The sequence below is a fragment of the Methylocaldum sp. MU1018 genome, assembly GCF_053646775.1.
This window is the reverse complement of sequence record NZ_CM132195.1, coordinates 1,656,511-1,676,917: the sequence shown is the minus strand read 5'-3', so window position 1 is coordinate 1,676,917 and position 20,407 is coordinate 1,656,511. Positions and strand designations below refer to the sequence as shown.

Sequence of the window (20,407 nt, the reverse complement as noted above, 5' to 3'; positions counted from 1 at the left end):
CTTACAGTTTGTTGTGGGCTCCGTCGCACATGGGCTGTTTGCCGGTATGCTTGCAGCCGCAGAGCCAGACTTTCTTCGCCTCGCCGAGTTCGAAAGGGATCGGCGAAAATTCGGTTCCTTTGTGGGACCCGTCGCAGAACGGTTGGCGGGCCGACCGTCCGCAGGAACACCACCAGTATTTACCCGGCTCGAGTTCAACGGCATACGGAGCTTTCTGGGGAATCGTCGGTTCAGGCATGGTTATCTCCTGTTTTTATTTTCAGAGAAAAGAGGATGACGGCGGACGGACGCGCGGGGCCGCCGCCGGTCCGGAGGACACAAACCGTCTTTCGAGGCCTCGTTTCGTCGCGCGAACGGCCGGTCTCTCCCCGGGCTTTCGGCGCTACGACCCGGAACGGCGAATAAAGGTTCCGCGCCCTCTCCCGCCGAATCATATTTTCAGCCCCAGCGGATTTTCCGGATCAATGTGATCCATGAAAGGTTTGCGGCGGTCCTGATCGGTGACCTGATAGATACACCCCAGCCAGTTGTTGAATACCGCCTTCGCCGTATCCCGCCAGGTATTGTCCAAATGCCGGATGACCGCCTGCTCGGGGAATTCCGGAGGTGCTTTTCCGCTGCGCCTGGCGCTTCGGAGAAGTTGGCCGTATTCGTTGAGCAGGCCACCCACGTCCAGGTTGAAATAATGCTCCGGAAACGGCGGATAATCCTCGCGCTCGCCGTTGTAGTGGCGCATGACTTCGCGCTTGTATTCTTTCAGCAGACTGATCGTGTCGTATTCCGGATGTCCCTGGAAATACACGACGCGCAGAAAATCGGGGCTCACGGCCAGATGCACGCCCGCCTCCTCGCTTTCCACGAGCACTTTAAGTCCGGCGAGATCCATACTTTCCCGGAAAATCTCGTTGTAACGGGAATGAGGCACGTCGAAACGGGTATTGATATCGGCCACCAGGGGATGGCGCCGCTCAACCACCCGATGGGAATAGACTCCCCAGCGCTTGAAGCCCAAATGAGTGCGCTCCACGCCGTGGCAGTACTGGAACAGCGCGTGGGTCGCGAGACACGAACACAGAATGGACGTGACGTTCTGCTTCGCCCAATCGAACACCTCGGTCAGAGGCTGCCAGAAGGCTTCTTCCGGAAGATGAGGATGCGTGACGTTCGCGCCGCTGACGATCAATCCGTCGAGCCCGTCGCGCTTGATCTGCTCGAAAGTCTCATAGTAGCGGTCGATGTGATTCTGCGCCTGTTCGCTCCGCTTCAAGCCCTCGATCGTGAACGGGTGCATATGGAATTGCACGATAGGGTTGGCCTCCCCCACCAGGCGGAAAAACTGCCGCTCGGTCGCCTCCAGGGCGGAGTCCGGCATCATGTTCAGGAATCCGATATGCATTTCGCGGATGTCCTGATGCCGCGCGCGCTCGACCGAGAGAATCTCCTGCCCCTCCTCCCGCAAGCGATGGAACGTCGGCAATTCGGTATGAGCGACCAAAGGCATGTCTTTAAGCTCTCCGGAACAAGATTAACGCAGTCAACGCGCCAAGGCGTCCGTTATCAGACGGATGAAGTCGTCCTCCCCCCGAACGTTCGCGATCGCGCCGGCGTCGACGGTATAGCCGTACTCGTCGGCGATGGCCTGGTAATTGGGCACGCGCGCGCGGAACAAATGCGGGAACACCCAGGAGACGAACTCGTCCGGCGGAATCTCCTCGACGGACACATATCCCTTCTCTGTCATGAACACGGCGAGTTGCCGGTCCAGAAACGCCTCGCGGTAATAGAGCGGCTTGGGTTCGCGCCGAGCCCGCTCGATCAGGAGATGTTCCAACTCCGGCGTGGTCTTGATGTACAGAATGAGCGTGTGCTCCGCGAGAATCCTGATCGTCTCCGGATCTTCCAGCTCGCACACGCTGCCGCCGGCGTCGTTGATGAAATGCTTATAGCCGTAAATGGATTCGGCTTTTTCGATAAATTCGGGCACGTCGCGCATGGCGGCGATCTCGGCCTGCCGGTGCAGGGCCTGGCGGCGCTTGAATTCGACCAGGGTGAGTCCTCCCTTGGCCGGATCGCCGATTTTTCCGAGAAACGTCGAAACCGGCGCCAGGTTGTCCACGGTGATGTTGCTGCGGATATAAATCGAATCGGACCGCAGCAAGTCGCGCAAAAACGGTACGTCCATGGCCTGCCGCTTGATGTTGTCGAGAATCGGTTCATCCAGATACCGGGTGCCGATTCGGTAATCGCCGGAGTAATGAAACCATGTCTTTTTGGGCAGGCTGTCGGCCAGGGTCGTCTTGCCGACGCCGGACATGCCGAGCAGCGTGATGCGTTTGGTCTTCCAGCCCAAGAATTCCCGGGGGCTCATTCTCATGGGTATTTCCGTGCAAGTGAAATGACGGGCGGTTATTCGCCCTGATTAATCATGTGATTGGCCGTCTGCGCGAACGCTCGGGCCAGAGATTCGCGCAAGGCGACATCCACAGGCATGTCGTCGAGCGCCTTGAACATGCAGAGCAACCATTGATCCCGCTCATTCTCGCCGATGGGAAACGGGAAATGCCGCATCCGCAGGCGCGGATGGCCGAACTCCTGCCAATAGAGATTGGGACCGCCCAGCCAGCCGGAAAGGAATTTGAACAGCTTGTCTTTCGAACTGCTCAAGTCCGCCGGATGCATCGCCCGGATACCACGGGCTTCGGGCATCGTATCCATATACTCGTAGAATCGCTCCACCAGTTCTCGGACAGCGCGCTCTTCGCCGATAAGTTTATAAGGTGTCATCACGTCAGGAGAATTCATTGCGATTCGGACGAGTTATAACTCGCGTGGATTTTAACAGGTTCGATCCCCGTTTGGAGAAGGACGGTCGCGCACGAAACGGCAACCCATCGGACCCGCGACCGGCATCGCCGGCTCGTCCGTTTACGGAAGCACTACCGCCCGGCTTCGAGAATTCCGGCGGCCGAACCTTCGGTGGCGGATGTCGTCCGGGCCGAGATGGAGGCTCGAAAATCGCCGGCCTGATTCATGGGCCGCAATTTCGGACACTATCGCCCGGATCGGCCGCGCAGCGATCCTGTTCGACGTGAGCGCCGCCGTCGACCGTGTCATTGCCGGGGATGCTATCCGCCACGCTCAACACATCATCGTCGGTGCCGCCATTGACGGTGTCGTTGCCGGCTCCTCCATCGGCCCGGTCCCGGCCGGGGCCGCCCTCGATCAGATCATCGCCCGCGCCGCCGCAAATGAGGTCCTCTCCGCCGCGACCGCCGATCACGTCGTCGCCGGCCAGGCCGAAAATGACATCGTTGCCGGACGTGCCGCGCAATTCATCGGGGCCGTCCGTCCCGACGATCGCCCCGTACGGCGGCGCACCGGCGCAGGGTTCCGTGGCAATCGCCACGCCGGTGGGGTCCACGATATGCGGGTCGGTGATGGAGGCCAACAAGTCGCCGGTACGCGCGTCATATACCTTCACGGCATGGTCGGTGCGGTCGGAAACGTACAATTTGGCTTGGTAGGGATGTAGCGCTACCAGATCGATTCCGGCGTAAAAGTAAGTGGATGAAACGGGAATCGACAACAGCGGCGCACGGCCGAGTACCGCGGTCTCGGCCTTGTAACCGAAGACATCGACAAAACCGAAATCCTCGAAGCTTCTTCTCACAAAGACTCGGTTTCCCTTGAAATTCACTACCCCCGACGTTCCTCCGAAACTCTCGGCGATCATGCGCCTGCCGACCGGATTGAGCTTAGGGATCGTAAACGACGTCAAGGTCGTGGGGAAGCCACTCACGACCAGGCCCGACCTACCGTCAGGCGAGCAAAAGACATTCAAGGCATTCTCAAGACCGAACGCCAGCACATCGCCCGTATTGGTCAAGGCACCCGTACCATCAATGGTCAGTCGGCGTACCGCTTGATCTCGGGTCGACAGAGCCAACACGGAACCATCGCTACACACATCGACGGCCGTGGTGCTCGAGCCTACCGAAAACGTGTGGATTTCGGTTTGAGCGGCAAGGTCGATGACCGAAATCGGTACGGGGGCGCCGGTATCAGCCGCCACGAGAAAGTTCCCATCGGGGCTGATCGAAAGATCCTGACCGCTATTGGAGATGAGGATGGGATTTCGGCCGAGAGCAAGCCTCGGCGGCGAGGCGGTCAAGTCGATGACAAAGACTTCATAGTTGGCATTGGTCACGAAGCCCCGGGTCTGATCCGACGACATCAGAACATCACCGATAACTCCGCCCACTCCAGGAGGTATCGTCACTGCTCCCAACACGGTATCGGTGTCGGCATCGAAGACCGTGACCGAGGCCGTAGTGTTATCCGCCACCATACCAAGGGCTCGTGCCGAGGCTGCGGGTGATTGCAAGACCAAGGCAAGGACGAGCTCGCATAGCATCGCCGACGGGCGCACGCTTTTCCCATCATTACCGTTCATATGTCTCATCCCTGAGTCGCGAATGCGCAATTCATCAAGAAGCCACAAGCTCTTAGACCCGCTGCGGGCCGAGCCATTCGGATCAGCCCGAGAATCGCTGCCGATCGAGGAGCAATCTCCGTCCCATTTCATCAAGGGCTATTCCTCATTACCGCCTGGAGCCATTTTCATCCGAACGTAGAACCGTAGCGGCAATGATGGACGTCATACCGGCATGCGGCGGGCGAGAACGCGTTGAGCAATGGGCCGATCCGGGGCCAAAGCGTATCCACAGTCCGTGCCTTAGCACGGCGCGGCAGCGCCTTCAATTCGGTAGACGCCAACCCAATCGGATTGAAACTTGGCAGGAACGCACGCTTTTCAAAAACCGCTTGACATGCGGGAGAACGAGGTCGCTGCGCACGAAGTTCTCGGTGTGCTTGAGGCCGGGCCGGGAAGGACGTCGTCCAGGGCCGGCCGTTCCTGCGCGGCTGCGGCGAACGCCCGCAAGCCGTTGGCCGGCACGCGGAGTCTCAGTTCCGGCGGGATGCGCTATTCCAGGACCGATTCGAGGGCGGCAAGGAAGGTGTTGAGGTCCGTGCCGCCGATGTACCGGAAGGCGTTCCAGCGGCGGTCCGTATACGGATGCGAAGGCCGCGACTGTCAATGTACGGCAAACGCATCACTCCGAATCGATCGGTAAACGTCCGCTATGGCGGACGCCACCGACGGCCAGGCGTAGCGGCTTCGCGCGCGCTCGGCCGCGGCGGCGCGCATGCGGCGGCGTTCGTTCTCGGGTGCCAAGAGGGCGTCGAGAATGCGGGCGGCGAATGCGGGCGGATTCGATGGATCGGCCAGATAACCGTTCACGCCGGGTGTAACGATATCGGTAGGTCCGCCGTGGGGCGTGGCGATCACCGGGGTTCCGGAAGCGAAAGCCTCGGCCAGCACCAGACCGAAAGGTTCGTAGCGAGACGGGCACAGGAACAGGTCGGCGGCGGCATAATAGTCAAACAACTCCCGATCGGTCAGGCGGTGAAACCAGTGAATGGCGTCCGCGACCTGAAGTTCGTTCGCCCGCCCGAGCAGAGCGCTCCGGTAGGCCGACTCGTCCGCCGAAGGCTGCTCCGGGCCGATCGGAATCAGGAAAGTCGCGGTTTTGCCAACCGAGCGCAAGGCTTCGACCACGATGGGAATGGCCTCGATCAGTTCGAGAAAGCCTTTGCGGGGATCGAGCCGGCCGACCGTGAACAGCAGGTAATCGGAAGCGAAGCCGAGTCGGCGCTGAAGGTCGGCCTTATCCAGGCAAAGATGAAATGCTTCCGTGTCCACGCCGCCCGGAATAACCCTTATCTTTCCGGCGTCGGCGCCGTACCGCCCGATCAAGGCTTCCCGCTCCGTCCGGCTGAGCGCGATGACGGCGTCGGCCGCGTTCAGGATTTTCTTCTCCGCGCGCAAGCGAAGATCGTAGCGGAACTTCGAGCCGTCCGGCGTGGGATCGGTAACACGGTCCCGTTTCAGAAGCCCCAGGGAGTGGCTGGTGAACAGCAAGGGCTTGCCGAGGGCCAGGCTAGCCATGAGCGCGGTCGCGCCGCCGTCCCAATAGTGGCCGTGGACGGCGTCGGCCCGTTGCAGCCAGGCGGACTGCCCGGCCAAAGCGCGTTCGACGAACGCCGCAAGATAGGGGCCCATGTCTTCCTTCCGCAGAAAGCCTTCCGGTCCCATCGGATAGCGGAACACTGTGGCGCCGCCGCAAATATCCTGCCGGGCGACTTTTCCGCCCCAATGCCGGGTAAAGATCCGGACCTCGTGCCCGAGGCGGGCGAGTTGTTCCGCGATGCGAGCCTCGTAAACGCACTGTCCGCCCGCATCCGGCTCGCCGGTCGTCGCCAGCGGATCGCTATGGGGACAGAAGAAGGCGATCCGCATCCCCGTCATCGGTCGGCCGCTCCGAACGGCCAAAATCCGTAGCGGGAAAGCGCCTCGATGATGCCGTCGCCGTAGTATGCGGCGGCGATGAACAGCCGGGCGTCCTTATCGTGCTTTTGCCGCTCCGCCGCCTGGGTCCGGACATCCTCCGGGGTATTGCCGACCAGCGCGCCGCGCACGCCCGAGAGCAGCGCGTCGAGATCGTTTCCGGAATCTCCGGCGAAGAAGATGCGGTCGCCGGCCACACCGCAGCGCTCGGCGACGTACCACAAGGCATGGGATTTTCCGGCGTTGGCGGGGACGATGTCGAGCAGCGTCCGCCCCGAGGATTCCTCGACGCTGGAAATCATCTGCAAATCGTTTCTCACCTCCCGGACCCGGGACACGATCTCCATGCGCAGCTCCCGACAGACGGGGACCGGATAATAGAGACTGAACTTGTGCGGCCCTTGTTTTTGCTGCTCCTGGGGCGACAGCCGGGCGATGTTGCCGAGCGTTCGGCGCAGCGCCCCGCGATCGAGTGGCGGACCGAGCCGGCTTTGCCACTCGCGGTCCAAAATCCCGGCCTGATCGTAGATCTCGGTGCCGACGTTGCAAATCCACCAAGTGGGCGGAGGCAGGCGGAATACGGCTAGCCCCTGCCTGGCCAGCGTCAGATGCCGCCCGCTGACGACGCAGACCGGACAGCGGGCGTCGAGCAGCGCCTGCAGAAGCGCCCGGGTCCGTTCCAGGCAGCCGGGATTCGGGAGCTTGCCGGTATTGGGCAGCAGCGTGCCGTCCAGGTCGGATGCGAATAAAAAAGGGATGTCGGCGCTCATGGAATCAGGCTCCGCACGCGATGACCGACCTCTTGCTCCAGTTGCGCCAGTTGGGCGGTGCCGGCGGCTTCCATGCTGATCTCCAACTGCGGGGCGTCCGCGCTCGGCAACACATAAACCCAGTCGCCGTCCAGATCCAGACGCACGCCTTCCGGCGCGGCGTTCGGCCGCGCTTCCGGACGTTGGCTCAATTCGCGCATCACCCGTCCGATGTGGTCCCAGGGGCAAGGGAGGATCAAACGCCGGACGTGGCTGATCGGGATCTGGCGCTCGAAGTCGTGCAGGGTCAGGCGTTCCTTGCCCAGGAATTCGAGCAGCCGAAGCGCCGCCGCGGCCGCGCCGTAGCCGAGATAGAAATGGACGAAATGCAGCCAGACGTCGTCGACCTGCATGGCCTTCCTGACGGCATTCAGTTGGGCGGCCGGTTCCTTGTGCGTGATGATCAGGCGGCGCACCCTCGCATCCGCCAACTCGGCCAGGAATTTGGGGTGATCCGGCGGCAGGAATACCGGTTCTTCCGGCGGAGCGCCGATGATGAAGGCCGCGGTCAATAGTTCCTGCGTCCGTTGCGCGCGGTGTATCGTCCCCAGTTCGTCGACCAAGGTCAGTTGCTCGCCGCTGCGCTCGACGATCAAGGCGATTTTTCGATTGAGCCTGGCGATTTCCGCGATACGTTCGTAAGGCGCGACCGGGACGTCGGAGTTTTCCCTGCACTCGCTATCGAGGTGGTGCAAGGCATTGCTGCCGATCAAATCGGTGAGTATCCGCGCCAGATTGCCTTCCCGGCAGTAATGGAGCACGCGATCGCTCCAGGGTTGGACCGCGGTCCGGCTCAGATGCAGCCGGAGGTGTTCCTCGTAGCGTTCGTCGACGCGGCCGGGATAGGCCAGATTGCCGACGTTCTCGATCGACACCTTGGGAAACTCGGCCCGGTAGAACACGGCTTCGATCTTGCGGCGCGCGCTGCGCTGCAAGGGCAGGCCGTCGGTATCGAAAAGCTCGATGACGGCGACGCTGCGGTGCTCGTCGGAAATGCGAATGTGGACGCCGCCGCTCAAATGACGGCCGAAGCAGGTGATGAAGCGGGTCTCCGGCAAACTGGCCTCTTCCAGATCGTCGACGTTGACGCCCACCGCCAAAAGGCCGGAAATGAACGCCCGCTTGATCAGGCGGGAAAACGGATGCGCGTCGCGGGCGACCGCGACCCGATCGCCGCGCCGGATCCAGCTGCCGAAAGCCTTGCCCAGCGCCGCCGCATATTCCGGAGTGATATGGAGATTGGCGAGCCCGCTGACGCCGCGCGATCCGAACAGCGACGGGCGCAGCAGCGACTCCCAGATCAGGTTTTCGCGTATCGTCGTATTGCTGTTGACTTCCTTGTCGGGCCAGATCGAGACGCCGGGCATGACCACGACCTGCCGCCCGAGATGGCAATGGGAGCCGATGATGGCATCGTCGCCGATCTCGCAGCGGGCCTCGATGACGGTGCTGCCGCCGACGATGCAATTGCGCAGATCGCTGGACTCGCCGACGAACGCGTTTTTCATGACGATGCTGCGGTTTACGGTGGCCCTCGCGTCGATCTCCACGTCCGGCGCGATGACGCAATAGGAGCCGATTTTAACGCCGGACCGGATGCGCACGTTGTCGCCGATCCAGCAGGGCGAACCGAGCTCGGCGTCCTTGGCGACGTGCGCGCCGTCGCCGAGCCATACCCGTTCGCCGACGAGATTTCCGCCGAGCGGCAAGCGCACCTTGCCGTCGAGAAGATCCCAGTGCGACTGCTTGAGCTGATCCAGAGTGCCGATGTCGCTCCAATAGCCTTCCGCGACATACGCGTACAAAGCGATATCCTGTTCCAGGAGACTCGGAAAAAGGTCGCCGGCGAAGTCGTACGGAATGTCGTCGGGTATCGCCTCCAGAATCTCCGGTTCTATCAGGTAAATGCCCGTGTTGACGGTATCGCTGCACAGTTCGCTGAGGCCGGGTTTCTCCACGAAACGGATCACGCGACCGTCCTCGTCGGTCACGACGGCCCCGAATTCGCCGGGGTCAGACACCCGTTTGAGGCATAGGCTGACTTTGGCGCCCTTGGCTTTGTGAAACGCCCAAAACGCCCCGAGATCGAAGTCCGTCAGCGCGTCGCCGGCGATGACAAGGAACGTCTCGTCGAGAAAGTTCGCGCCGAGCCTGACCGACCCGGCCGTTCCCAGCGGCCTGTGCTCCAGGGTGTAGCCGAGATTCACCCCGAACTCGCCGCCGTCGCCGAAATGGTCGCGGATGGCGCGGGGCCGGTAATGCAGCGTTGCCAGCAGATCGGTGAAACCGTGCGAGGAAAGGTGCCGGACGATGTGCTCCATGATGGGCTTGCCCAGCACGGTCGCCATCGGTTTCGGTATGTTCTCGGTAATGGGCCTGAGCCGTACGCCCTGCCCTCCGGCAAGAATGACTGCTTTCATGAATGATGTCCCCCATTGAGTCGGCTCGATCACCCTTCTCATTTATTATTTGATTTCAAAGTTATTTGCCAAGTTTGTCAACTTCATTGATTGACATCGAACATATAACCATATGTTAATGACGAGAATAAACGCTAAATCCTTCCGAAACGGCAGGCTTTATGACCGGACGAATCATTTGACATCAAATAAAATGAGAGACATCGATTGAGGCCCTTATGACCGAAAAAGCGCAAGGCGACGACCTGATCGAACAGTTACGCGGTTTTCTGCAAGCGTGTCCCACCGCGAGCCATCGCGTGCTCCATCAAATCCGGAAGTCGGAGCACAGTTTTCTGCTGCGTTCCGATCTCTGCGACGCTTTCGCCGCCGCCTGCGGCGCCGAGGACGCGCCGGAAGGCATCAAGCCGTCGCCCTTGGGCAAGGTCATACATTTTTCTCAGGAAGCCGCCCTCGACGAGTCCTGGATCTATCTTGCGATCCGGTTGCGCATCGCATCCTGGCGTTATGTGCGCATCGCGCTGGACGGGCTGGCGCTCGAGGAAGTGACGGTCCGGGAGTTTCTGCGCTTCAAGGAAACCTTGGCGACCGGCCGGCACGGCATAGACGAATGGCTGCTGGAGATCGACCTCGGCCCCTTCTCCCGCGAGTTTCCCAAGTTGCAGGAAGCGCGATCGATAGGTCGCGGCGTGGAATTCCTGAACAAACACCTGTCCCGGCAACTGTTCGACGAATTGGGCGACGGCGGCGAACGCATCCTGAACTTTCTGAGCATCCATTCGTTCCGCGGCCAAACCCTGATGCTCAACGAGCAGATCGCGAGCGTCGGGGGTTTGCGCAGAGCCCTGCGCCGGGCCGACGACGTGCTGCTCGGCCAGGATCCTTCCGCGACCTGGCAGAACGTCGCCGCGCCGTTGCGCGCGCTGGGATTCGAGGCCGGCTGGGGGCGCGAGATCTCCTGCATCCGCGACACCATGAGCCTGCTTCGGGATCTTCTGGAAGCGCCCGATCCGCGGGGATTGGAAACGTTTCTCGCCCGCCTGCCGATGGTGTTTTCGCTGGCCATCGTCTCGCCGCACGGCTATTTCGGCCAGGCCAACGTGCTCGGCCGTCCCGACACCGGCGGACAGGTGGTTTACATTCTCGATCAGGCGCGCGCACTGGAGACCGAGATGCGATCCCGCCTGTTCCGGCAAGGTCTCGACATCGAGCCGCAAATCGTGGTTTTGACCCGATTGATACCGCAAGCGGACGGGACCGGCTGCGACCAGCGCCTGGAGCCCATTTCCGGGACGCGCAACGCGCGGATACTGCGGGTGCCGTTTCGCAGCGCGTCCGGCGAGGTGGTCAGGCACTGGATCTCCCGATTCGAGGTATGGCCCTATCTGGAACGCTATACCCTGGATGCGGAGCGTGAACTGCTCGCCGAGCTGGGCGGGCGCCCCGACCTGATCGTCGGCAATTATTCGGACGGCAATCTGGTCGCGACTCTCCTGTCCCAGCGCCTCGGCGTGACCCAGTGCAACATCGCCCACGCCCTGGAGAAGACCAAATATCGCCATTCCGACCTGTTCTGGCAGGACAACGAAGCCCGCTACCATTTTTCCTGCCAGTTCACCGCCGACCTGATCGCGATGAACGCCGCCGATTTCATCGTCGCCAGCAGTTATCAAGAGATCGCCGGCACCCGCGACAGCGTGGGGCAGTACGAGAGCCACACGGCGTTTACCATGCCCGATCTGTTCCGGGTCGTGAACGGCATAGACGTCCACGATCCCAAGTTCAACATCGTTTCGCCGGGCGCCGATGCGTCGGCCTATTTTCCCTACACCGAGGAAGATCGCCGCCTGCCTCACCTGCACGGCGAAATCGAGCAACTGATCTACGGCGAGGACGCTAGGGAAGACGCCCGCGGAGCGCTGCGGGAGCGGAACAAGCCGCTGCTGTTCACGATGGCGCGGCTGGATCGCATCAAGAATATCGCCGGCCTGGTGGAATGGTTCGGCGCTTCGGAGGAACTGCGTGAGGCGGCCAACCTCCTGGTCATTTCCGGTCACGTGGAGGCGGAACGCTCGTCCGATGTCGAGGAAATCGAACAAATCCGGCACATGCACGCCCTGTTCGACCGATACGGGCTGGATGGACAGGTGCGCTGGCTGGGCCTCAGGCTACCCAAGAATTTGGCCGGCGAGCTTTACCGCTACGTGGCGGACAGCCGCGGGGCCTTCGTCCAGCCGGCCTTGTTCGAGGCGTTCGGGCTCACGGTGATCGAAGCGATGGCTTCGGGGCTCCCCTGTTTCGCCACCTGTTTCGGGGGACCGTCGGAGATCATCGAGGACGGCGTATCGGGCTTTCACATCGATCCGAACCACGGCGACGCGGCGGCGGAGCGCATCGCAGAATTTTTGACCAGGGCGCGCAACGAGCCGGAATCCTGGGTGCGCCTCTCGGAAGGCGCGCTTCGCCGCGTCGCCGAGCGTTACACCTGGCAGCACTACGCCGATCGGATGATGACCTTGTCGCGGGTCTACGGATTCTGGCGCCACGTGACCGATCTGGAACGCCGGGAGACCCAGCGCTATCTTCAAGCCTTATACAGCCTGCAATTCCGCCGCCTGGCCCAGGCCATGGCCGGATCGGGAACGGATCTCGGCATATGAACATTGACGAACGGCTATCGGCCGAGCCGGTTTACGGCGCGGCCCTCGGCCGCGGGCTAAAATCCGCATTCGCGGACCTCTTCCCGGAAGCATCGCCCCGACCGCTTCCACGAATTCGAAAAAACGCATGAACCGTGACTGCCCTGCCTTCCGGAGCGCTTTCCGATCGGGTGCAGAGGCGACTTAAGTCGCCCCTGCACGGCGCGCACTCCGCGCGAAATGCCCTTGACGCGAGATGAAATGCCTTGCGGTTTCAGCCCGGGCCGAAGCCGCGGATGCCTCGAGGCGCGCGGCGTCCACCGTCGCGGGCGGCTGCATCGAACGACGAACACTCTCATTCGAACGATAAAAGACTCTGAAAATGGAGAGCCATTTAATGCGACTTCCAACAAGAATCCGACGCCGATCCGTAATCGATTTTTCTCTGGGGGTGCTTATCTTCTGGCTGGTTCAATCGGCCTTGGCGCAGGAGGCGGCCCGGCCGGTGCCGGCCGCTGACGAGACGGCGCAGCCGGCGCTTTCGGCGGAGGAAGCCCCGAAGCCGGGCATGGACCGCGTCGAGGCCGATCGACAAACCGTGGCGGCCGCCATCGAGTCGGTCGAAAAAGCATTGAGATCGCAATCCGGGCCGTCCGATTCGAACCGGACGGCTGTCCTGAACCAGCAGATGGAAACGCTCAAGCGGCTCGATTCGATCTTCGAGCGACAGCTCGCGGCACAGCAGGAAATCGATACGCTGACGGTCGAGGAACGAAAATACCGCGAAGCCGCGAACACGCCGGAGACGATCGATGATCCGGTTCCGGTGGGCGAACTGGATACCACGTCGACCGAACTGAGCGCGCAGACGGCGCGCCTGTCCGCGCTGACCGCGGCCGTCGAGCGGGCCGACTCGCAGATCGAGCGGGCGCGGGCGGAGCTGGCCGAGAAACAAAAGGAAATGAGCGATTATGAGGCCGAGGAGAAAGCTTCGCGCAATACCGAACTCGATCCCGAACGCCTGCAACCGGTCCGCTGGGAACTCAGGCTGGCCGAGGAAACGCTGCGGCTGCGGGAGCTGGAGCTGAACCGGGAAAAACGAAAGCTTGCCGCCGCCGAATCGTCCGCGAGTCTGCTCGAACGGCGGCTGAATCTGATGAGCGGCCACGTGCAGTTCGCCGATGCGGATCTCGCGGAACGGTTGCAGCAAATCGATAAGGAAGGATTCGAACTACAGCGCGAATTGAGCAAAATGGATGGCCAGCAGATCGCCGACGAAAGACGGCTGTACGACGCCAGGCAGCGTATGGCGAAAGCGCCTTTGGACAAACTCGGCGAGCTGTCGGAAGAGGTCGAGGCGCAGCGGCTGGCCAAGGAATCGCTGGAAACGAGGATCTCCGGGCTGAACAAGCGGGCCGAGCTGTTCGGAATCTGGAAAACGGCTTGGCAGCGGCGCCACGCCGTCATCAACGGGATCGGCAAACCGGTCGAATGGGTGAAATGGAAAGAGGAAGCGATCGACGCTTCGGCCGTACTCGAACAGAACGGGCGCGCCGGGATTCTTTTGCTACAGGACTGGAAAAAACAACTGATCTCGATCGAGAACAAGCTTTCCAATTCGGAGCGCGAGAGCGGAAATTCCGCGCGCTGGCTCGAACAGCAACGCCAGTCGGTGCAAGCGTTGGTCGAGCATTTGCGGGACCAGGACGCTTATCTCGAAAAGACCCGCCGCCTGCTGAAAAAAGTCGTCGAATCGGTCAACGATCGCACCGAGCACCGAAGCTGGCGCGAACTGGCGGAACTCGTCCTCGATACGGAGTTGAACGGCAATCCGGTGCGCGACTGGGTGCTGGCCATCGTATCGGCGTCCGGACTGTTCAGCCTGCTGGTCTTCATTCGGAATTTTCTCATCGCCGCCTTGCAGCGTTATCTCGAGCGCCGGCGCAATCCCTTGGTCGGAGAGTTTTTCGCCGGCGTCAGGCGGACCCGCACATTCTTTCTGCTGATGATTTCGGTGTTCGCCTCGGCCTTGCTGCTGCACCTGGATCCGACGCTCAACCTGATCATCCGTCGGCTGACGGTCCTGGCGCTGCTGTTTCAGGCTTCCACCTGGGTCAGCTATCTTCTCAAAGTCTGGGTTTTCGACTATTTGGGCCGAAAAACCAAGCGCGACGAAACCAGCCGGGGCGCGCTGTCGATTTTCAATTCGCTGAGCCAGGTCGCGGTCTGGTCGCTGGCGCTGCTCCTCGCCCTTCAGAATTTCGGCATCGACATCACGGCGCTCGCCGCCGGTCTCGGAATCGGCGGCGTCGCGGTCGCACTGGCCTTGCAACGGATACTCGGCGATCTTCTGTCCTCGTTGTCCATCGCTTTCGACAAGCCCTTCGTGGCAGGCGATTTCATCGTCTTCGACCAGATCATGGGCGCGGTGGAGCACATCGGGATCAAGACCACCCTCATCCGCAGCATCGACGGCGAGCAGATCATTTGCGCGAACAGCGATCTTCTGAATACCCGAATTCGCAACTTCAAACGCATGAAGGAACGGCGCGTGGTCTTCCAAATCGGATTGGTTTATCACACGCCGCACGAAAAGCTGGTCAAGGTGCCCGGCCTACTGCGGAGCGCGGTCGAATCGCAGGCGAAGGTGCGTTTCGACCGCGCCCACTTCAAGGCCTATGGCGATTTTTCCCTGTTGTTCGAAGTCGTCTACTACGTGCTGAGCCCCGATTACGTCGACTACATGAATGCGCAGCAGGCCATCAATTTGTTTATCTTCGAACGTTTTCAAGAAGAAGGCCTTCAATTCGCCTTGCCCGCCCGGTCCTTGTACGTGCAGGCCGCACCGCAGCCCGGCGAAGCTTCCCCGCCGGCGATCCGGCCGGACGACGGAAAAACGCCCGTACAGCTACGCGCCGGGTAGCGGAATCCGGCCGCGGCGGAATCTTCCCGATCGGGTCGTTGATCGCGCTGCGGCCGCTTTTTATCGGGCCCGAACGTGAATTTTTCACAGACTCGCAAGCCATTTGCGACTTTAATTGTTCGCTCAGGGAGATATCGGGTCAGGGATGGCCCAAGGTTGCGTCGAACTCTATCGCGGCATCCGCCGCCCGTGAGCGGCCGCTTGCGGCTTCACCCGATCCGCTTATTTCAGCCAATAGCATGCCGCTGCGAGTACCACGGTCAGCAGCGTCACCGGCACACCCACCGCGGCATGGCATCGCCAGGTGACGGCGATATTCCGGCGCGCCGCCGCATCCACGACGATAATGTTCGCGATGCTGCCGACGATCAGCAGATTTCCGGCGAACGTACTCGATATCGCAAGCAAAAGCCCTGCATCCGGCTGAGTCGCCATCGGCAGCAGCAGCATCACGGCAGGCACGTTGGAAACGACGTTGCTGAGCAGAAACGATGCCCCGTAAAGCGTTCCGAGATCGTGCAAGTCGAATCCGAACTCCGCCAATGCCGACACGGCCCGCGCGGGCAGGCCGGTCGCCTCCAGGGCGTGGTTGACGATGAACAGGCCGATGAACAGCAAAAGTATCTGCCAGTCCACGAGCCCGAGCATGTGCCGCGAATGCAGCTTGCGCGACAGCAACAGCACGCCGGCGCCGCCCAGAGCCAGTATTTCGCGCGGCCAGCCCGAAAACAGGAATGCCGCGAACAGCGCCGTTGCGACCGAGAGCCCTTTCAGCGTCTGCCAGAGATTGAAATGCGCCTGCCCTTCGAATCGATGCTCCGGTTCGACGGCGCATTCGCTCCGGTCCAGCTCCCAACGTCCTCGCCAGCGCAGGACGATCAGCAGCCACGTCATCGCCAGTCCCAGGCCGACCGGAACCGCCGCATCGCGCAGATAATCGGCGAACGACATTTTCAGGGTTTCGCCGATCAGCATGTTCTGCGGATTCCCGATCAGCGTGGCGGCCGAACCGATATTGGCGGAACAGGATAAAGCCAGCAGAAAGGGCACCGGATCGAGGCGCCGGTTCAAGCAGATTTCGATCAATACCGGGGCCGTCGCGAGGCAGACCACGTCGTTGCTGAATATGCCGGAAAGCCCCGCCACCAGGGCGATCAGGGCGGCAAGGAACGAAGCCGGCGCTACCCGCAGCGCGCCGAGCTTCTCCGTGATCAGCGCATAAAACCCGCCCAGCCGCAACTGGGCCGAAACGACCATGAAGGAGAAAAGCAGAATCAGCGTCGGAACGTGAAGCGCCCTGCCCGCTTCTTCAAGCGTCATCGACTCCGTGGCGATCAAGCCTATCGCGCCGAGCACCGCGATTCCCGTCCGGTCGAGTTGAAGAAAAGGCAGCCCGCCCAAAATCATGCCGGCATATACGAGGCTGAAAATGATGACGATGGTGACAATCACGGTCGACGGTCCGATTCGGCAAAACGGCGCCAAGTATAACGCCGCAGCCTCGCCTCGGGCCTCTGCCGTCACAAGCTGCAAGCCGCTTCGACGGGCCGGCCGGATACTCTCGGATTCATTTTTCTGTCACACCGCTCGATCACCTGTAATCTCTAAATGACATTATTTCGATATCGGACAAATCGTGGGTATGATACCGGCGAGCGCGCGATTCCATGATTCCCGAAATCGATACCGATCGAAATATTCAAGGAGGTACGTATGGCCATTACATCGCCACGGCGATAGGCCATATCTTGGCGGATTCCAGGATTACGCAAGATCAATTTCGATAGGGTTATGGGCCGGATTTACGGCTTTTCCGGCAATCGCCGAATCCTTGTTGTCTATGTCGCGGTTCGACTGATAAACTCTGGACTGCCGGTCAGGCAGAATATCGTCGGTTAACGCAACCGACTCGGAAAAGGGCACCTCGAAAAACCTACCCCGTTCAGGCTTCGACAGGCTCGGCACGAACGGAATCGATCGATCCGATGGGAACCGTTCGCACCGAGCGGGTCGAAGTGCACGGTTTTTCGAGACGCCCAAAAGGACGTACCCAACCGTAGCCGGATTGCTATATGTCAAACTCAGAATCCATCATCAAGCCGATCAATCGGAATTCCCTTGTCTTGACCGATTCAGGATCTCGCTCGTCTTGGTTTCTGCCCAAGGCGCTATACAAAAACAAGCTCACGATATTGATGTACCACGGCGTATTGCGCCAAGCGCTGCCGGTACCGGATTATTGCTTCATTACCGAAGCCCAGTTTCGCCATCAGATGAAATATCTGGCGAAAAACTTTCGCGTAGTGACGCTATCCGAGGCGCTTCATCAGTTGCAGTCCGGATCCATAAACTATCCTACCGCGGCCATTACTTTCGACGATGGTTATCAAAACGTATTCGACGTCGCGTTTCCGATATTACGGGAATTCCTTTTGCCGGCTACGGTATTCATAAATACCGACTTTGTCGGAACCTCGGACACGATATGGTTTTGCCGCTTGATTCAGGCCATTACCGGCACCTCCCGGCCAACCCTCAAATGGCGGAATGTTAAATTCGACCTATCCAGCGCGAGCGCCAAGGCATTGTCTTCAAAAGACCTTCAATTTCACCTGAAAAAGCTGGAACATAACGACTTGCTGGAGCAACTCGAAGGTATCATCGACCAATTGGAGGTCGACGACGCTCTTCTCGAATCGGCGACGGATTTCAGAATCCTGGATAAGAGCGCGATCGCCGTCATGGCCGGCTCCGGGCTGATTCAATTCGGAGCCCATACGGCGTCTCATTCGATTCTTACGAAAATTCCGCTGAAAACGGCGCGCGACGAAGTCGAAAAAAGCGTCCGATCGATATCCGATTGGACCGGCCAGCCCTGCCGGCTGTTTGCGTATCCGAACGGCGGAACGGCGGATTACAACGACAAAATCGTGACCATTCTCGAAGACTTCGGAATCGTTGCGGCGGTAACCACCATTCAGGGCCCCAACACGGCGCACACGCCTGCGCTGGAGCTGCGCCGTTACGGCATTCACCCGCGCTTAACCCACATGGCCTTCCGATGCAAGGTGCATCACATCCCCTACAACTGGAAAGCCGAGACTGGCTGAAAGCCAGGGTAGAGGTCGATGGTATTTGGCTCTGCCACTCTCGCATGATGACTTCCTTTCAATTGCAGTTGTGGGAGGGAGGTCATCTACCATCTAAAGCTGCTCGCCGGAACGGCAGAACCTTGCGGAGACCACCGCCGGAGGCGGTGGCTTACCTAATCGAGTAATTTTTATACGACAAAACGAATTTGCCCCGATGCGCCCCATGACCGTTGCGTTACAATAGGCTATTCATCCAACCAGTCTGTAGGTTCGATTTATGTTTAGCAAGGGTATGGAAATCGCGGGATTCGACGACGAACTGTGGTACGCGATTCAAAACGAAGAAAGAAGACAAGAAGACCATATCGAGCTGATTGCTTCCGAAAATTACGCCAGCCCGCGGGTGCTGCAAGCGCAAGGCAGCGCGCTCACCAACAAATACGCGGAAGGCTATCCGGGCAAACGCTATTACGGCGGCTGCGAATATGTGGATGTCGTCGAGAGCCTGGCGATCGAGCGCGCCAAACAACTGTTCGGCGCCGATTTCGCCAATGTTCAGCCCCACTCCGGCTCGCAGGCCAATGCGGCGGTTTACATGGCTCTTCTCGAACCGGGCGACACCCTGCTCGGCATGAGCCTGGCCCACGGCGGCCACCTCACCCACGGCGCCAAGGTCAATTTCTCCGGCAAGATTTACAAGGCCGTCCAATACGGCCTCGATCCGGCGACCGGCCACATCGATTACGACCAGGTCGAAACCCTGGCCAAGGAATACCGGCCGAAAATGATCGTTGCCGGCTTCTCCGCCTATTCGAGAATCGTCGACTGGCAGCGCTTCCGCGACATCGCCGATTCGGTCGGCGCCTATCTGGTCGTGGACATGGCGCATGTCGCGGGACTGGTCGCGGCCGGCGTCTACCCCAGTCCGGTACAGATCGCCGACGTCACCACGACGACCACCCACAAGACTCTGCGCGGACCGCGCGGCGGCCTGATTCTGGCGAAATCCAACCCGGATATCGAGAAGAAGCTGAATTCCCTGGTTTTCCCCGGCATCCAGGGCGGACCTTTGATGCACGTGATCGCGGCCAAGGCCGTCGCCCTGAAGGAAGCCGCGCAACCGGAATTCAAGCAGTACCAGGCCCATGTCGTCGAAAACGCGCGCGCCATGGCGCAGCGCTTCATCGACCGCGGATACAAGATCGTCTCCGGCGGCACCGACAACCATTTGTTCCTACTCGATTTGATCGACAAGGGACTCACCGGCAAGCTGGCGGACGAAACCTTGGGATGGGCCAACATCACCGTGAACAAGAATGCCGTTCCGAACGATCCGCAATCGCCGTTCGTCACCAGCGGCATCCGCATCGGCACGCCGGCCGTCACCACCCGCGGTTTCACCAAGATCGATTGCGAAACCCTGGCCGGCTGGATATGCGACATACTCGATGAACCGCAAAACGAAGCGGTCATCGATCGAGTCAAAGACGACGTGCTGCAGCTTTGCCGCAGATTCCCCGTCTACGCGAACTGATAGGGTTTTTCTTCCGGGCGGCGCGGATTTTGCTGGCCCGCGCCGTTCCGTTCACAACGGGCCAATAATGCGCTGTCCATTTTGCGGTGCTCAAGACACCAGGGTGATCGACTCCCGCCTGTCCCAGGAAGGCGATCAGGTGCGTCGGCGCCGCGAATGCACCGAATGCAAGGAACGCTTCACCACCTACGAGGCGGCGGAACTGAACATGCCACGGGTGATCAAGGCCAACGGCAGCCGCGAACCGTTCCGGGAAGACAAACTTCGCGCCGGCATTCTGCGCGCTCTCGAAAAGCGGCCGGTAGGCAGCGATCGTATCGAAGCGGCCATCAACCGCATCAAGAAAAAGCTGTTGGCCCGCGGTGAACGCGAGGTTTCGTCGCGGCTGATCGGCGAAAGCGTGATGCAAGAACTCAGCGGACTCGACCATGTCGCTTACATTCGGTTTGCATCGGTGTACCGAAGTTTCCAGGACGTGAACGAATTTCGCGAGGTCATCGACCGCCTCGAAAAGCAGCCGCACCCGGACGACAAGACGGATCAGCCGGACTTGTTCGACGACGAATCGGAGCCCTGATCCG

General features: G+C 60.5%; 14 protein-coding genes. 5 read left to right on the top strand and 9 right to left on the bottom strand.

Annotated elements, in window-relative coordinates; translation table 11 throughout:
- Position 1: 1 nt before the first annotated feature.
- The 8 genes from ACWJKU_RS07860 to ACWJKU_RS07825 form a co-directional block, all read right to left on the bottom strand.
- On the bottom strand, positions 2-238 hold the full coding sequence (locus ACWJKU_RS07860) for a CDGSH iron-sulfur domain-containing protein (RefSeq protein WP_454147429.1): 237 nt from the start codon (positions 236-238) through the stop codon (positions 2-4).
- A 192-nt stretch (positions 239-430) separates the two neighbouring features.
- Positions 431-1,501 (bottom strand): homoserine O-succinyltransferase MetA, encoded by a 1,071-nt coding sequence (metA, locus tag ACWJKU_RS07855; RefSeq protein WP_454147427.1) that lies wholly within the window; start codon positions 1,499-1,501, stop codon positions 431-433.
- Between the two features lie 33 nt (positions 1,502-1,534).
- Positions 1,535-2,374, bottom strand: a complete 840-nt coding sequence (locus ACWJKU_RS07850) for an ATPase (RefSeq protein WP_454147425.1) — start codon at positions 2,372-2,374, stop codon at positions 1,535-1,537.
- Between the two features lie 32 nt (positions 2,375-2,406).
- Positions 2,407-2,802, bottom strand: a complete 396-nt coding sequence (locus ACWJKU_RS07845) for a group II truncated hemoglobin (RefSeq protein WP_454147423.1) — start codon at positions 2,800-2,802, stop codon at positions 2,407-2,409.
- A 226-nt stretch (positions 2,803-3,028) separates the two neighbouring features.
- Positions 3,029-4,585: a hypothetical protein gene (locus ACWJKU_RS07840; RefSeq protein WP_454148072.1), complete on the bottom strand. Its 1,557-nt coding sequence runs from the start codon at positions 4,583-4,585 to the stop codon at positions 3,029-3,031.
- Between the two features lie 510 nt (positions 4,586-5,095).
- The gene (locus ACWJKU_RS07835) at positions 5,096-6,361 is read right to left on the bottom strand and encodes a glycosyltransferase (RefSeq protein ID WP_454147421.1); all 1,266 of its coding nucleotides are present in this window, start codon (positions 6,359-6,361) and stop codon (positions 5,096-5,098) included.
- Positions 6,362-6,366: 5 nt separating this feature from the next.
- Complete coding sequence (locus ACWJKU_RS07830) at positions 6,367-7,179, bottom strand: HAD-IIB family hydrolase (protein ID WP_454147419.1); 813 nt, start codon at positions 7,177-7,179, stop codon at positions 6,367-6,369.
- Positions 7,176-9,638, bottom strand: coding sequence for a sugar phosphate nucleotidyltransferase (locus tag ACWJKU_RS07825; RefSeq protein WP_454147417.1), 2,463 nt, complete (start codon positions 9,636-9,638; stop codon positions 7,176-7,178). The genes ACWJKU_RS07830 and ACWJKU_RS07825 overlap by 4 nt, the downstream gene beginning before the upstream one ends.
- A gap of 218 nt (positions 9,639-9,856) precedes the next feature.
- Here ACWJKU_RS07825 and ACWJKU_RS07820 point away from each other — a divergent pair, with 218 nt between their 5' ends.
- The gene (locus ACWJKU_RS07820) at positions 9,857-12,298 is read left to right on the top strand and encodes a sucrose synthase (protein ID WP_454147415.1); all 2,442 of its coding nucleotides are present in this window, start codon (positions 9,857-9,859) and stop codon (positions 12,296-12,298) included.
- Between the two features lie 430 nt (positions 12,299-12,728).
- Positions 12,729-15,200, top strand: coding sequence for a mechanosensitive ion channel domain-containing protein (locus ACWJKU_RS07815; RefSeq protein WP_454147413.1), 2,472 nt, complete (start codon positions 12,729-12,731; stop codon positions 15,198-15,200).
- Between the two features lie 222 nt (positions 15,201-15,422).
- Here ACWJKU_RS07815 and ACWJKU_RS07810 read toward each other — a convergent pair whose 3' ends face one another.
- Entirely contained in the window at positions 15,423-16,652 is a 1,230-nt protein-coding gene (locus tag ACWJKU_RS07810; RefSeq protein ID WP_454147411.1) for an anion transporter, read from the bottom strand.
- A gap of 620 nt (positions 16,653-17,272) precedes the next feature.
- Here ACWJKU_RS07810 and ACWJKU_RS07805 point away from each other — a divergent pair.
- The 3 genes from ACWJKU_RS07805 (at position 17,273) to nrdR (ending at position 20,403) form a co-directional block, all read left to right on the top strand.
- Positions 17,273-18,310, top strand: coding sequence for a polysaccharide deacetylase family protein (locus ACWJKU_RS07805; RefSeq protein ID WP_454147409.1), 1,038 nt, complete (start codon positions 17,273-17,275; stop codon positions 18,308-18,310).
- Positions 18,311-18,569: 259 nt separating this feature from the next.
- Positions 18,570-19,826, top strand: a complete 1,257-nt coding sequence (gene glyA, locus ACWJKU_RS07800; RefSeq protein WP_454147407.1) for a serine hydroxymethyltransferase — start codon at positions 18,570-18,572, stop codon at positions 19,824-19,826.
- 67 nt (positions 19,827-19,893) lie between these two features.
- The gene (gene nrdR, locus ACWJKU_RS07795) at positions 19,894-20,403 is read left to right on the top strand and encodes a transcriptional regulator NrdR (protein ID WP_454147405.1); all 510 of its coding nucleotides are present in this window, start codon (positions 19,894-19,896) and stop codon (positions 20,401-20,403) included.
- Positions 20,404-20,407: the final 4 nt, after the last annotated feature.